The organism is Streptomyces sp. NPDC054961, from assembly GCF_053609145.1.
On record NZ_JBSGWY010000029.1, the window covers coordinates 76,742 to 91,335 of the forward strand.

The following is a 14,594-nucleotide window of genomic DNA, read 5'->3' on the forward strand; positions in this document are numbered from 1 at the left end:
CAGGCGGCGGCGCGCGGGACCGCGGTCAGGCGAGGGAGGCGTACAGGCCGGGCCGCCGGTCGCGCAGGTACGGGTTCGTCTCGCGCGAGGCGCGCAGCAGCTCGGGGTCGGCCTCGCCGAGCACGAGCTCCTCGCCGCGTCCGGCGCGGGTCCGGGTGACCCCGTCGGGGCTCGCCAGGCAGCTGAGGCCGACGAACTCGAACTCGCCTTCCGGGCCGGTGCGGTTGACATACGCGATGTACATCTGGTTCTCGAAGGCCCGTACGGGGACGAGCTGTTCGGCGACGAACTGGAACGGGTGCATCTGCGCGGTCGGCACCAGGAGGAGGTCGGTGCCGGCGAGCGCGTGCGCCCGGACGTTCTCGGGGAACTCCACGTCGTAGCAGATCATGATGCCGATGCGGAGACCGTTCAGGTCCGCCTGGACGACGGGGGTGTCGCCGGGGGTGAAGGCGTCCTGTTCGAAGCAGCCGAAGAGATGGGTCTTGCGGTAGTTCGCGAGCCGGGCGCCGTCGGGGCCGATGAGCTGCGCCGCGTTGTACACCGTCTCCCCGTCGCGCTCGGGGTAGCCGTAGAGCACGGCCACCCCGTGGCGGCGGGCGATCTCGCCGATGGCACGCGCGGACATGCCGTCCGCCGGTTCCGCGAGCCGGGCGATGTCCTCGATCTCCAGCGCGTAGCCGGTCAGGAACATCTCCGAGGTCACGAGGAGCCCGGCCCGCGCCTGCGCGGCACGCGCCGCGGCCTCGTCGAGCGCCTTCAGGTTGTCGGCGGTGTCGCCGAGCCGTCCGGAGCTCTGGAGGAGTGCGGTGCGCAGCGGGGGCATGGGCGTACCTCTGGGGCAGGAGGGGTGGGGGTCCTCAAACGGTACGTTCGCGCGTTCGACCGGGACAAGCCGTGAGCGTTGCGCTCCGCGCATCGATTCGTTGCGTATTGCGGGGTCCGGGCGGCGATTCGTTGCGCGGAGACCCGCCGGGCGGTCCGATGAGCCGGTCCGGGGTGGTCACGGGGCCTCGTGGAAGGCCGGGTGTGCGCTGAGGCGGCGCAGGTCCTCGAGGATGTCCGGGGTGTGGTTGGACACCACCCGGCCGCTCCAGCCGTCGCAGAGGGCGGGAACCGCGAGCGTACCGCCGTCGCGGTGTCCGGCGGCCTCGTAGGCGCGGCGGAGGGCGTCGTGCCCCGCGGTGTCGCGGCCCGGGCGCAGGACGGTCACGGCGACGGCGTCCCGGAGGCCGAGGCCGGTGAGCGCGGCGGCGACCCCGAGGCAGCTCGGACAGTCGTCGGCGGCGAGATAGAGCCGGTACCGGTGCGGGACGGGCGAGAACCCGGCCCCGATCCGCCCGCGCAGGGACCCCTCCTGCCGGGCCCGGGGCCCGGACTGCGATCGAGGCTGGGCCTGGGGCCGGGGCGGCTGCGACCGGGGCTGGGCCGGGGTCTGGGCCGGGATCTGGACATGGGTGTGGGACATGGGAGCCTCTCCTGCTGTCGGTGTGCGGAGACGTGCGTCTGTCGCCGCCGTACGGGCCCCAGGGGCTGAGGGGCCCGAGGGCGTACGGGGCCGAAGGCCTACGGAGCCGAAGGCGCGTACCGGGCCGGTGGCGCGTGCGCGGCCGGCTTCAGGCGGCCGGGGCGGAGGCGCTGCAGACGCGCAGGAGATCGATGTGCAGGCGGCGGGTGAGCCAGGAGCGGCGGAGGGGAGCGGGTGGCGTCGTGCGCTGATCCACCGGGTCCCCCTCGTGTCCGCGGCCCCCGTTAGGCTGACGAGCGCAGTCTCGTCCCGCCGCTCGGGGCCGTCAAGAGTGCCCGCGCCGGAAGAAGGAAGATCCGCCATGTCCGCCCAGTCCCGGCCCGGTTCCGTCCTCGACAATCCCGTCTGGGCGGCGCTCGACGGCCCGCACCGGGGCTTCGCCGAGACCGGGCCCGCCGGGCTCGCCGCCCGCTATCCGGGATCCGTGTCCCCGTTCGCCGCGCTCTGCGACCCCGAGGACCCGCACGCCTGGGCCGATCTGGCCGCGCTCACCGGGCCCGGCGAGGAGGTCTGGGTGACCGGGCTGCTGACCCCGCCGCCCGGCTGGCAGACCCTGCTGTCGCTGCCGGGCGTGCAGCTGGACGGCCGGCCGGTGCGGGGCGAGGAGGAGCCGGAGGCGGTCCGGCTGGGCGCCGAGGACGTGCCGGAGATGCTGGAGCTGGTCGCACTGGCCAAGCCCGGCCCCTTCTCGGAGCGCACCGTCGAGCTGGGCACGTACCTGGGGATCCGCAGCGGCGGCCGGCTCGTCGCGATGGCGGGCGAGCGGATGCGCCCGCCGGGCTGGTCGGAGATCAGCGCGGTGTGCACGCACCCCGACCACCGCGGCAAGGGGCTGGCCGGGCGGCTGATCCGCGCGGTGGTGAACGCCGTGGAGGAACGAGGGGACAGTCCCTTCCTGCACGCGGCCGCGCAGAACACCTCGGCGATCGGGCTCTACGAGGCCATGGGGTTCACCCTGCGCCGGGAACCGCTCTTCATCGGCCTCCGCACCCCCGACACGAAGGGCTGACACGGGGGGCAGCGCGGCCGTCGCGGCGCCGGTCGCCGCCCGGGTGGCGCCCGGGTGGCGCCGCCGAGCCGGCAGCGGGGCACGCGGGCCCGGCACGACCCGAAAGAGACGGCCCCGTCCGGGGCGGGGCGGCCGCCCGAGGCCGGAGAGGGGCCCGGAGGGGATACCCGGTGGGGATACCCGGTGGGGATACCCGGTGGGGGTCACTCGAAGGGGGTACCCGGAGAGGGTGCCCCGGAGGACGGAGCCGGGGCTGCCGGCGGCCAACCGGCTTGCGCAGGAAGGGGTTTCACCCGCGAGGGTTTGGCCCGGCGCGGTGCGGTCAGACGCGTGACAAGCATCCGGCGACCGCATCGCGAAAGGAACCGCCATGTCCCGCAGCGCCTCCAGGACCGACACGACACCCGCGTCTTCCCGGATTCCCACGCCGGACGTGACCCGGCTGCCCGGCTCCGCCGTCCACCACTGGGAGTGGCAGTCGCAGGCGGCCTGCCGCGAACTGGGCTCGAACCGGTTCTTCCACCCCGCCGGAGAACGGGGCGAGGACCGGGAGGAGCGCGACGCGGCCGCGAAGCGCGTCTGCGCCGCGTGCCCGGTGCGCGAGGCGTGCCTGGAGCACGCCCTGCGCACGCGCGAACCGTTCGGGGTGTGGGGCGGCAAGACCGAGGAGGAGCGCCGCGCACTGCCGCGCCCCTCCCGCAGGAGGAGCGCCGCGGCCGCGCCCAAGGGTCCGGGCGGGACGACCCGGCCCGACAGGTCCACTACGCCGGGGCGCCCGAGGTGAAGCGGCGGAGCAGCGGGGAGAGGACGAGCACCGACTTGGTGCGCTCCACGAAGGGCTCGCCCGCGATCCGTTCCAGGACGCGCTCGAAGTGGCGCATGTCGGAGGCGAAGATCTGGACGAGGGCGTCCGCGTCGCCGGTGACGGTCGACGCGGACACCACCTCGGGGTAGCGCTCCAGGCCCCGCCGGATGTCGTCCGGCGAGGTGTTGTGGCGGCAGTACATCTCGATGAAGCCCTCGGTCTCCCAGCCCATCGAGGCGGGGTCCACGCGGACGGTGAAGCCGGTGATGGCTCCTTCGGCGCGCAGCCGGTCCACACGCCGCTTGACGGCGGGGGCCGAGAGTCCGACCTCGGAGCCGATGTCCGCGAAGGAGCGGCGCGCATCCTTGGCGAGGGCATGCACGATGCGTTCGTCGAGATCGTTCAGTCGCACTGCGCGTGGATCACTTCTCTGCTGCGGCCGGTTCTGCTGCGGCCAGTCGGGAGCGGCGGATGCCGTAGAGGAAGTAGATCACGAGCCCGACGGCCATCCAGCCACCGAAGACGATCCAGGTGGCGGTGTCCAGGCTGAACATCATGTAGGCGCACGCGATGAGGCCGAGGATCGGCGTGACGGGGAACAGCGCCACCTTGAAGGTGCGCGGCATGTCCGGTCGGGTGCGGCGCAGGATGACGACGGCGACGTTGACGAGACCGAAGGCGAAGAGGGTGCCGATGCTGGTGGCGTCGGCGAGCTTGCCCAGCGGGATGAAGGCGGCGAGGACTCCGCAGAAGAGGGAGACGATCACCACGTTGGCGCGCGGGGCGCCGCTCTTCGCGTCGACCTTGGCGAACACCTTGGGGACGAGGCCGTCGCGGGACATGGCGAAGAGGATGCGGGTCTGGCCGTAGAGCACGGCGAAGACCACGGACGCGATGGCGACGACGGCGCCGGCGGCCAGGACGACACCCCAGAAGGTGTGGCCGGAGACGTCGGTCATGATCTGCGCGAGCGCGGCCTCGGTGCCCTCGAAGTCCTGCCACGGCATGGCGCCCACGGCGACGAACGCGACGAGGACGTACAGCACGGTGACGATCAGCAGGGAGAGCATGATCGCCCGGGGCAGGTCGCGCTTGGGGTTCTTGGCCTCTTCACCGGCGGTGGAGGCGGCGTCGAAGCCGATGTACGAGAAGAAGAGGGTGGCGGCGCCGGCGCTGATGCCGGTGATGCCGAGCGGCGCGAGGGGGGCGTAGTTTCCGGCCTTGATCCCCATGAAGCCGATGCCGATGAAGAGCAGCAGGGTGACGATCTTGACGCCGACCATGATCGAGTTGATCCGGGCGCTCTCCTTGGCGCCGCGCATCAGGAAGACCATGGCGAGCAGGACGACGACCAGGGCGGGCAAGTTGATGAAGCCGCCGTCGCCCGCCGGGTGCGAGACCGCGTCGGGGATCGTGATGCCTATGGTGCCGTCGAGCAGTTCGTTGAGGTACTCGCCCCAGCCGACGGCGACCGCCGCGACGGACACGCCGTACTCCAGGACCAGGCACCAGCCGCAGATCCAGGCGATGAGCTCGCCCATGGTGGCGTAGGAGTACGAGTACGAGGACCCGGAGACCGGGACCGATCCGGCCAGCTCCGCGTAGGAGAGCGCCGAGAACAGGGCGGTCAGGCCCGCGATGACGAAGGAGATCGTCACGGCGGGGCCGGCCTTGGGGGCCGCGGTGCCGAGGACGACGAAGATGCCGGTGCCCAGGGTGGCACCGATGCTGATCATGGTCAGCTGCCACATGGTGAGCGAGCGGCGCAGCGAGCCGCCCTCACCCTGGCCGCCCTCGGCGACGAGCTGCTCGACCGGCTTGCGGCGGAGCAGGGGGTGGGCAGGCTTGCGGGGCTCGGAGGTGAGCGGTGGCGCCTGGCCGTGGTCGAGCACGAGGGGACTCCTTTGTCACTGCGGGTGGGGTGTCAGGCGTCGACCGCAGCGATCCGGAGCAGGACAGGCCGAAGGCCTGGGCATGGGGGACCGCCGAGCAGGCGGTCCTCGCCACTCCACGTACAGCGAGTGAGCCTACGAGCTGAGTGATACCGCCCGTAATGCACCATCCTTGCACATTGGCGGACGATCGTTGCGCGGATCTGTCCTGGATGGTCCTTTGTTGCGTAGGGATGATCGATCGCTGCGCAGCCCTCCTCGACCCCCGATGATTGACACTTCGTCAGATCTGTCGCAGCGTGCCGCCATGGATCTGGACGTGCTCTACGAGATCGACGTGCCGCGGCCCTGGCGGGGACCCCATCCGCACGGCCAGCGGGCCGCCGAGCAGCGCGCCTACCGGGAGGCGGTGGAGCAGATCCGGCTCGCCGACCGGATGGGTTTTCGCACCGTCTGGGCGGTCGAGCACCACTTCCGCGAGGGCCGCTCGCACTGCCCGGCCCCCGAGGTCCTCCTCGGACACCTGGCCGGACTCACCGAGCGGATCAGGCTCGGCTTCGGCGTGACCCTGACCCCCTTCGCCTTCACCCCGCCCCAGCGCATCGCGGAGAAGGTGGCCACCGTCGACGTGCTCTCCGGCGGCCGGGTGGAATGGGGCACCGGCCGCTCCACGCCCATGGAGCAGACGGCCTTCGGGGTGGACCGGGAGAAGTCCCGGGACGACTGGCGCGAGGCCATCGAGATCGTGACCGGAATGTGGCGCGAGGAGTACTTCTCCTACGCGTCGGACCGTTTCCGCTTCCCGCGCCGCATGGTCACCCCCAAGCCGGTGCAGGATCCCCACCCGCCCGCCTGGATGGCGGCCACCTCCCCCGGCTCGGCCGAGGTCGCCGGGGCGCACGGCCTCGGACTGCTCTCCTTCTCGATCATGCAGCCGCTGGAGGCGATGGCCCGCCAGGTGGCCGCGTACCGGACGGCCGCGGCCACCCCGCGCCCGCTCACCGACGTCACGACCGACCGGGTCGCCGCCTACACCCTCGTCCACGCGACCGCGCCGCGCACCGAGCCCGGCGCCCACGTGTGGGAGTCGGTGGCCTGGTGGTACGCGAACCTCGCGCGGTTCACCCTGGAGTGGGAGCTGCCGCACCTGGACCCCGAGGAGCGCGAACGGACCTTCCCGCTGCTCACGCCCATCCTCGAAGGGCACGTACCCGTAAGGGAGTTCAGCGACGGGGACATGATCCTCATCGGGGACGCGGAGACGATCGTCGCCAAGGCCAAGCGGTACGCGGACCTCGGCGTCGACCAGCTCATCTGCTACGTCCAGTGGGGATACCTCGAGCACCGGGAGATCCTGCGGACGCTGGAGATCCTGGGCCGGGAGGTCATCCCCGAGCTGGCCCGCTACCGCCCGCGGCGGGAGCCGGCCGGTGACTGAGCCCTCCGACACCTCCCCCGTGCCCGACTACGGCGCGCTGCACCGCCTCGACGGCCACGGATTCGTCCTGCTCGGCGCGGGCAACGGCATCGGCCGCCAGACCGCGCACGCCCTGGCCGCCGGCGGCGCCCGGGTGCTGTGCGTGGACGTGGACGAGGCCCGGGCCCGGGCGGTGGCCGCCGAGACCGGGGGGATCCCGTACGCCGCCGACGTCACGCGCCGCGGCCCCGTCCGGGAGCTCTTCGCCGAGGCCCCGCTGCTGCTCGGCGGCCGCCCGGTCGGCGGGGTGGTCGACATCGTCGGGATGGCCCGGTACGCGGCGCTGCCCGAGCTGGACGACGCCGGCTGGGACTGGCACTTCGACCTGGTGCTGCGCCACGCCTGGCTGGCCGTCCAGTACGGCGGCGAGGCCGTCGCGGCCGGCGGGGGCGGCCCGCTGGTCTTCGTCGCCTCCGTCTCCGGGCTCACGGCCGCCCCGCTGCACGCCGCGTACGGGGCCGCGAAGGCCGGACTGATGTCATTGGTGCGCTCCGCGGCGGTCGAACTGGGCCCGCGCGGGGTACGGGTCAACGCGGTGGCACCGGGCGTGGTGTGGACGCCGCGGGTCGCCGCCCTGCTGGGCGCCGAAGGGCGGCGGCGCAACGCGGAGAACGCCCCGCTCGGGCGGGTCGCCGAGACCGCGGACATCGCGGCCGCGCTGTACTTCCTGGCCTCGCCGCAGTCCTCGTACGTCACCGGGCAGACGTTGGTGGTGGACGGCGGGGTAGGCGTGAAGTTCCCGTATCCGACGACCGGAGGCGAGCAATGAGCACGCACCGAGCCCAGGACGCCACCGGCGTCTCCGACGCCTCCGACACCACCGGACCCGCCGGCCCCGGACCGGCGCCCGCGCCGGGACCGGCCTCCGAGCCCTGGCAGGACCCGGCCCCCTTCCTGCGCGGCGTGGCCTGGCTCGACGAGGGGCGCCCCGTGCGGGCCGACCCCGCCGACACCATGCGGCTGCCCTGGGACACCGGCGAGCGGGCCACCCTGCCCATCGGGGTGCGCCTGGAGTTCACCGTCCAGGACGCCCGGGCGGTGGAGATCCGCTACCGGGCGACGCTGCCCGGACCCACCGACGCCCTGCGGGACCTCGCGCACGGCTTCGCCCTCTGGGACCGGCACGGCGTGGTGCGCGAGCTGTACACCGAGCCGGCGGCGGAGGCCGTCGTCCGCATCGAGCTGCCGGGCGGCCCCGGCCCGTTCACCGTCCATCCGCCCGAGGCGCAGTCCCCGCTGATCCTCGGCATCCGCGGGATCGGCGGCCGGGTCGCGCCCGCGCCGCCCGCCCCGCGCTGGGTGGTCCACGGCGACTCCATCACCGAGGGCTGGTGGTCCACCCGGCCCGCGCACGGCTGGCCGGCGGTCGCCGGACGGGCGCTCGGCTGGGACACGGTCAACCTCGGCTACGCGGGCGCCGCCCGCGGGGAACTGGCCACCGCCGAGCAGCTCGCGGGGCTCCCCGCCGACTTCCTCACCCTCGCCTTCGGCACCAACTGCTGGTCCCGGGTGCCGTTTTCGGTCCCGCTGCTGTACGAGAACACCCGCGCGTTCATCGAGCTGGTCCGCCAGGGCCACCCCCGGACACCGCTGCTGGTCCTCTCCCCCGTGCTGCGGCCCGACGCCGAGCGCACCCCGAACAAGCTGGGCGCCACCCTGGGCGCCCTGCGCGACGCGATGGAACGCGCCGTCCGGGACCGGATCGCCGCCGGTGACGCGCGGCTGACCCTGCTGGCGGGGCGGGACCTGCTGGGACCCGAGCACCTGGCGGACGGTCTGCACCCCAACGACTCCGGACACCTGACGCTCGGCCTCGCTGTGGCCACGGCCATGCGGCGGGCCGGGTTCGGCGCGGGGTGAGTGAAACAGCCCACACCGGAGGAAGTGAACCCAGCGGCTCCGACGAGGCGTGTCCTGCGCACAGTTGCCGACGCACCCGCCGCCGCACGCCCGGACGGACGGACGCGGCGGTGGAGGCGAGGACACACACGTGGGAGAGAACAAGATGGGCATCAAGCGCGGAACCACCCTGGCGGCCGTGGCCGTCGCCGTCGCACTCACCGCGACCGCCTGCGGCGGGGACGACACCGCGGGCGACACCACCAAGCCCGCCGGTGCGGTAGCCCCCGCGAGCCCTTCCGCGGGCGGTGACGGCTACGCGTACGGCTCGGGCTCGGGATCCGGCGCGGGATCCGGCTACGGCTCCGTCTCGGACACCGCCGCCAAGCCCGCCGGGCAGCTGGCCGTCACGCAGAACGAGCAGCTCGGCCCGGTCCTCACCGACAGCGCGGGCTTCACCCTGTACCGCTTCGACAAGGACACCGCGAAACCCTCCAAGTCGAACTGCGACGGGGACTGCGAGAAGACCTGGCCGGTGGTCGCGGCCGGCGACGCGACCGCCTCGGCGGGCACCGACCCGGCGCTGCTGGGCGAGGTGGTCCGTACCGACGGCAGCAAGCAGCTGACGGTGGCGGGCTGGCCCGTGTACCGGTACGGCAAGGACACCAAGGCGGGCGACACCAACGGGCAGGGCGTCGGCGGCACCTGGTTCGCGGCCGCGCCCGACGGGAAGAAGGCCGCGAAAGCCGCCGCCCCGGCCCCCGCCGCGAACCCGGCCGCGAACCCGGCCGCGAGCGCGCTGACCGTGGCCAAGGACCCCAAGCTCGGCGACCACATCGTCGACGGCAACGGAATGACGGTCTACCGGTTCAAGCCCGACACCGCCTGGCCCATGGTCTCCAAGTGCGAGGGCGACTGCGTGGCCAAGTGGCCGGTCGTACCCCCGGTGGCCCAGTCCGACGCCAAGGGCATCATCGAGAAGAACTACCTGGTGCTGGACCGCCCCGACGGCAAGAAGCAGCAGACGGTCAACTGCTGGCCCGTCTACACCTTCACCGGCGACAAGAAGGCCGGCGACATCAACGGCCAAGGCGTCGGCGGCACCTGGTACGCCGTCGCCCCCGACGGCAAGCTCCTCACCGGCCAGTAGTCCCCCCGGGCGACGGCGCCCCGTCCCGTGACGGGCCGCCCGCCCCGCCCCGTCCGGTGCCGGCCCGCCCCCGCGCGGCGCCGCCGGACGGCACGTCACCCCCGGACCGCCCGACCGCGCGGCCTCTGCCTCTCCTCCCCCCGGGCAGGGGCCGCGCACCTTTTCCCCGCGCCGAAGCGGAACCTAGACTCGCCCCCATGCTGCGCGTACTGGCCGTCGACGACGAGAAGCCCCTCCTCGAGGAGCTCCTCTACCTGTTGCGCTCCGACCCCCGCGTGCGCAGCGCCGAGGGCGCCTCGGACGCCACCGGGGCGCTGCGCCGGATCACCCGGGCACTGGAGAGCGGTCCCGAGGGGCCCGACGGCATCGACGTGGTCTTCCTCGACATCCACATGGCCGGGCTGACCGGGCTGGACATCGCCCGTCTGCTGGCCGGGTTCGCGCGGCCGCCGCTGATCGTGTTCGTCACCGCCCACGAGGGGTTCGCCGTACAGGCCTTCGACCTCAAGGCCGTGGACTACGTGCTGAAGCCCGTACGCCCGGAACGGCTGGCCGAGGCCGTGCGGCGGGCCTGCGCGCAGGCCGCGCGGCCCGGGGAGCAGGTGGCGCCGGACGCGCCCGGGGCGGCGGCGCGCGGGCCGGTCCCCGAGCTCGCCGCCGTGGCCGCCGCCGACCGTGCGCCCGAGCAGATCGCCGTCGAACTGGGCGGTGTCACCCGCTTCGTCGCGATCGCCGACATCGCCTACGTGGAAGCCCAGGGCGACTACGCCCGGCTGCACACCGACGAGGGCAGCCATCTGGTGCGCATCCCGCTGGCCACCCTGGAGGAGCGGTGGGCGGCACGGGGATTCGTCCGGATCCACCGCCGCCACCTGGTGGCGCTGGCCCGCATCGACGAACTGCGCCTGGACGCGGGCACCACGACGGTCCGCGTCGGGCCGGCCGAACTCCAGGTGAGCCGGCGGCACGCGCGGGAGCTGCGCGACCTGTTGATGCGCCAGGCGACGGGCTGACGCGCGGCACGGGCGCGCCCGCGAGGACCCGGAGCGCCGCGTACCGGGCACGGGCACCGCACCGCGCCGCACCGCGCCGGGCACCGGGCACCGGGCACCGGGCACCGGGCACCGGCCGCGATGACCGTCCGGCGCGCGGGCGCGCCGTTCACCGCGCCGGGAGGGGCCTACGGCGACCCGCCGCGGCCGTCGGCCGCAGGGGTCGCCCGGGCGGCCCGTCCGCCCGCCCGGCCCCGCGTATCGTGGATCTTCCGCCCCGGGAGGAAGCAGATGTCCGAGATCCAGGCGCTGCTGGACGCCCTGACCGGACTGCCCCGCACCCGTCCGGCCGGCCCGGCCGAGGCCGAGGCCCTGCTGGCCCGCCTGCGCAGCGCGGCCGCGCGCTGGGCCGACGTCCTGTACGAGGCCCACGAGGGCGCGCGCGGCCAGGTGCCGCCGAGGGCCGAGGCGGCGCTGACGCTGGCCTTCCGGCGCGCGGAGGAATCGTACGTGGAGCTCGAAATCGCCCTGCGCGACTGCGTGGAGCACCGCGACCCCGCGCACTGACGGGATCCGGCCGGGCGGGCGGGGCGGCCCGCGCAAGGGCCCGCGGGAAGGCCTGTCGACCGGCCCGGGGCATGCGTAGACTCCCGTGACCCCGCCCCCAGCCGAAGGACCGACCGGTGAACCAGACGTACGCGCTGACCGCGGTCGCCGTCGTCGTCCTGGCCACGGTGCTGGTCGGCTCGCTGGGTCTGCGGATATCCCGGACCACCTCCGACTTCTACGTGGCGTCGCGCACGGTCGGCCCCCGCCTCAACGCGGCGGCCATCAGCGGCGAGTACCTGTCCGCCGCCTCCTTCCTCGGGGTCGCCGGCCTGGTGCTGCTCCAGGGCCCGGAGATGCTCTGGTACCCGGTGGGCTACACGGCGGGGTACCTGGTGCTCCTCGTCCTGGTCGCTGCCCCGCTGCGCCGCTCGGGCGCGTACACCCTCCCCGACTTCGCCGAGGCCCGGCTCGAATCGCGGGCGGTGCGCCGGATCGCGGTGCTGTTCGTGCTCGGGGTCGGCTGGCTGTACCTGCTGCCGCAGTTGCAGGGTGCGGGACTGACGCTGGAGATCCTGACGGGGGCCCCGCACTGGGTGGGCGGGGTGGTCGTCGCCTGCGTGGTGACGGTGGCGGTGGCGGCCGGCGGGATGCGCAGCATCACCTTCGTACAGGCCTTCCAGTACTGGCTGAAACTGACCGCTCTGCTGGTCCCGGTGTTCTTCCTGCTGGGGGCCTGGGTGGGGGACGGCGCACCGCGCGCCACCTTCGACGCCCCCGCGGTCCTGCGCGCCCACACCTCCGTGACGCTCGCCGAGGACGTACGCCTGTCCCTGGACGCGCCGTTGACGGTGACGGTGACCGGTCGGATCGACGGGCGGGCGTACGCGGAGGAGCCCGTGACCCTGGGCGCCGGGCAGCATGTCGTACGGGCCCGCGCGCGCCTCGCCTTCGCCCCTGACTCCCCCGTGCCCGGCACCTCGGCGGACTCCGGGCCGGGGGTGTCCAGCTGGTCGGAGCCGCTGTCCGGGGACCGGCCGGAGCTGCGGCTGTACGCGACGTACGGGCTGATCCTGGCCACCTTCCTCGGGACCATGGGGCTGCCGCACGTGGCGGTCCGCTTCTACACGAGCCCGAACGGACGGGCGGCCCGGCGCACCACGTCGGTGGTGCTGGGGCTGGTCGGCGCGTTCTACCTGCTGCCGCCCGTGTACGGGGCGCTGGGCCGGATCTACGCCCCCGAACTGGCCCTGACCGGCGAGGCGGACGCGGCGCTGCTGGTGCTGCCGGACCGGATGGTGGGCGGGCTCACGGGGGAACTGCTGGGGGCGCTGCTCGCCGGGGGCGCGTTCGCCGCGTTCCTGTCGACGGCGTCGGGGCTGACGATGGCGGTGGCGGGGGTGCTGCACCAGGACGTGCTGCCCTCGCGCGGGGTGCGCAGCTTCCGGGCGGCGGTGCTCGTGGCGATCCTGGTTCCGCTGGCCGGGAGCGTGGCGGCGGCGGACGTTCCGGCGGCGGACGCGGTGGGGCTGGCCTTCGCGGTGTCGGCGTCCTCGTTCTGCCCGCTGCTGGTGCTGGGGATCTGGTGGCGCGGGCTGACGCCGCCGGGGGCGGTGGCCGGACTGGTGACGGGAGGCGGGGCGGCGCTGAGCGCGGTGCTGGCGACCCGGGCCGGACTGGCTCCGGCGGGCTGGGCGAACACGCTGCTGGCGTGGCCCGCGGTGTGGTCGGTGCCGCTGGGGTTCGTGACGATGGTGGCGGTGTCGCTGGCCACGCCCGCGCGGATCCCGGCGGGGACGGCGGCGACGCTGGCGCGGCTGCACCTGCCGGAGGACGTCGCGGGCGGCGCGGAGGGTGGCGCGGCAGACCGCGCGGGCGGTCGGCGGCGCGGCCAGGTCGGCAGCCAGGTCGGCGGCGCGGGCGGCAGTGGCGCGGATGGTAGCGGCGCGGGCGGTGCTCCATGAGCGGAGCGGTGCTCTCGATCCTGGCGGCGGCCGGCGTCCCGCTGCTGCTGGGCCTCGGCTGGGCGGGCGGCCGCCGCCATGCCCGGCGCGGGGAGCGCGCCCTCGGCCTCGACCTCGGCACGCCCGTCGAACGGGCCACCTTCCACACCCTGCACACCGCTTCGCTCGCCGCTCCCCCGCTGCGCGCCGGGCTCACCGAGGACGCCGCCCGCAAGGCCGCCAAGCGCCTACGCTCGCTGCTCGGCACCGAGGCGCTGTGCCTCACCGACCGCGAGCACGTCCTCGCCTGGGACGGTCCGGGCGCCGACCACCACCAGTGCCACGCGATGGCCCGGGTCGCGGTGATGCTGGAGTCGGGGCGCAGCCAGAGCGTACGGACCGCGTGCGAACGGTCCGACTGCCCGCTGAAATGGGCGGTCGTCGCCCCGCTGACCGGCGAGGACGGGATGCTGGGCGCGCTGGTGGCCTACGGCTCGCGGGAGTCGGCGGTCCTGGTGCGGGCCGCGACCGAGCTCGCGCGCTGGGTCTCCGTACAGCTGGAGCTGTCCGAGCTGGACCGGTCGCGGACCCGGCTGATGGAGGCGGAGATCAAGGCGCTGCGCGCGCAGATCTCCCCGCACTTCATCTTCAACTCCCTCGCCGCGATCGCCTCGTTCGTGCGCACCGATCCGGAACGGGCCCGGGACCTCCTGCTGGAGTTCGCGGACTTCACCCGCTACTCCTTCCGCCGGCACGGGGACTTCACCACCCTGGCCGAGGAGCTCCGCTCCATCGAGCAGTACCTGGCGCTGGCCGGGGCCCGGTTCGGGGAGCGGCTGAAGCTGACCTTGCAGGTGGCTCCGGAGGTGCTGCCGGTGGCGCTGCCCTTCCTGTGTCTGCAGCCGCTGGTGGAGAACGCGGTCAAGCACGGGCTGGAGGACTCCACCGAGGAGTGCCGGATCACCATCGCGGCCCGGGACGCGGGCGCGGAGGCGCTGATCACCATCGAGGACAACGGCGTCGGGATGGACCCGGCCCTGCTGCGCCGGATCCTGGCCGGCGAGCACCCGGGCTCCTCGCCGGGCGTCGGGCTGCCCAATGTGGACGAGCGGCTGCGCCAGGTCTACGGGGACGACCACGGGCTCGTCATCGAGACGGGGATCGGCGCGGGCATGAAGACGACGGTCCGGATTCCCAAATACCGCGCGGGAGTGCACAGTGCGGCCCCGCCCGGCCGGACCCCCCGCCGCTGAGTCGTGCCCCGCCCCCTTCCTGTGGAAGACCGGCCGGAGCCCGGGAACGCCCGGGGGGGGCCCCCCCCCCCCCGGGGGGGGCCGGCGGGGGCGGCGGGGGGCGCCCGGGGGGCGGGGGGGGGCGCGGGGGGCGCCGGGGGGGCGCCCCCCGGCCCGCGTG

General features: G+C 74.4%; 14 protein-coding genes. 10 read left to right on the top strand and 4 right to left on the bottom strand.

Going from position 1 to position 14,594, the window contains the following annotated elements; all coding sequences use genetic code 11:
• Nucleotides 1-25: 25 nt before the first annotated feature.
• Both ACWF9Z_RS24555 and ACWF9Z_RS24560 read right to left on the bottom strand, forming a co-directional pair.
• Nucleotides 26-826 (bottom strand): carbon-nitrogen hydrolase family protein, encoded by an 801-nt coding sequence (locus ACWF9Z_RS24555; RefSeq protein ID WP_453605219.1) that lies wholly within the window; start codon nt 824-826, stop codon nt 26-28.
• A gap of 177 nt (nt 827-1,003) precedes the next feature.
• Nucleotides 1,004-1,468 (bottom strand): hypothetical protein, encoded by a 465-nt coding sequence (locus ACWF9Z_RS24560; RefSeq protein WP_453605221.1) that lies wholly within the window; start codon nt 1,466-1,468, stop codon nt 1,004-1,006.
• Between the two features lie 361 nt (nt 1,469-1,829).
• Between ACWF9Z_RS24560 and ACWF9Z_RS24565 the strand changes: the two genes are divergently transcribed.
• Nucleotides 1,830-2,537, top strand: a complete 708-nt coding sequence (locus tag ACWF9Z_RS24565; protein ID WP_453605222.1) for a GNAT family N-acetyltransferase — start codon at nt 1,830-1,832, stop codon at nt 2,535-2,537.
• 370 nt (nt 2,538-2,907) lie between these two features.
• Entirely contained in the window at nt 2,908-3,321 is a 414-nt protein-coding gene (locus ACWF9Z_RS24570; RefSeq protein ID WP_453605224.1) for a WhiB family transcriptional regulator, read from the top strand.
• Here ACWF9Z_RS24570 and ACWF9Z_RS24575 read toward each other — a convergent pair.
• Nucleotides 3,299-3,754 (bottom strand): Lrp/AsnC family transcriptional regulator, encoded by a 456-nt coding sequence (locus tag ACWF9Z_RS24575; RefSeq protein WP_243334460.1) that lies wholly within the window; start codon nt 3,752-3,754, stop codon nt 3,299-3,301. The genes ACWF9Z_RS24570 and ACWF9Z_RS24575 overlap by 23 nt on opposite strands.
• Before the next feature lie 10 nt (nt 3,755-3,764).
• Nucleotides 3,765-5,234 (bottom strand): amino acid transporter, encoded by a 1,470-nt coding sequence (locus ACWF9Z_RS24580; RefSeq protein ID WP_453605225.1) that lies wholly within the window; start codon nt 5,232-5,234, stop codon nt 3,765-3,767.
• Nucleotides 5,235-5,541: 307 nt separating this feature from the next.
• Here ACWF9Z_RS24580 and ACWF9Z_RS24585 point away from each other — a divergent pair, with 307 nt between their 5' ends.
• The 8 genes from ACWF9Z_RS24585 to ACWF9Z_RS24620 all read left to right on the top strand — a co-directional run bounded on the left by ACWF9Z_RS24585 (nt 5,542) and on the right by ACWF9Z_RS24620 (nt 14,434).
• Complete coding sequence (locus ACWF9Z_RS24585; protein WP_453605226.1) at nt 5,542-6,672, top strand: LLM class flavin-dependent oxidoreductase; 1,131 nt, start codon at nt 5,542-5,544, stop codon at nt 6,670-6,672.
• Nucleotides 6,665-7,480, top strand: coding sequence for an SDR family NAD(P)-dependent oxidoreductase (locus tag ACWF9Z_RS24590; RefSeq protein ID WP_453605227.1), 816 nt, complete (start codon nt 6,665-6,667; stop codon nt 7,478-7,480). Before ACWF9Z_RS24585 ends, ACWF9Z_RS24590 begins: the two co-directional genes overlap by 8 nt.
• Nucleotides 7,477-8,571, top strand: a complete 1,095-nt coding sequence (locus ACWF9Z_RS24595; RefSeq protein ID WP_453605228.1) for a GDSL-type esterase/lipase family protein — start codon at nt 7,477-7,479, stop codon at nt 8,569-8,571. Before ACWF9Z_RS24590 ends, ACWF9Z_RS24595 begins: the two co-directional genes overlap by 4 nt.
• Nucleotides 8,572-8,716: 145 nt before the next feature.
• Nucleotides 8,717-9,700, top strand: coding sequence for an SCO0930 family lipoprotein (locus ACWF9Z_RS24600; RefSeq protein ID WP_453605264.1), 984 nt, complete (start codon nt 8,717-8,719; stop codon nt 9,698-9,700).
• 197 nt (nt 9,701-9,897) lie between these two features.
• A complete protein-coding gene (locus ACWF9Z_RS24605; protein ID WP_453605230.1) occupies nt 9,898-10,713 on the top strand; it encodes a LytR/AlgR family response regulator transcription factor in 816 nt (271 codons plus the stop codon).
• A gap of 270 nt (nt 10,714-10,983) precedes the next feature.
• Nucleotides 10,984-11,259 (top strand): hypothetical protein, encoded by a 276-nt coding sequence (locus ACWF9Z_RS24610; protein WP_356661365.1) that lies wholly within the window; start codon nt 10,984-10,986, stop codon nt 11,257-11,259.
• 116 nt (nt 11,260-11,375) lie between these two features.
• Entirely contained in the window at nt 11,376-13,202 is a 1,827-nt protein-coding gene (locus ACWF9Z_RS24615; RefSeq protein ID WP_453605231.1) for a sodium/solute symporter, read from the top strand.
• Nucleotides 13,199-14,434, top strand: a complete 1,236-nt coding sequence (locus tag ACWF9Z_RS24620; protein WP_453605233.1) for a histidine kinase — start codon at nt 13,199-13,201, stop codon at nt 14,432-14,434. The genes ACWF9Z_RS24615 and ACWF9Z_RS24620 overlap by 4 nt, the downstream gene beginning before the upstream one ends.
• Nucleotides 14,435-14,594 lie beyond the last annotated feature (160 nt).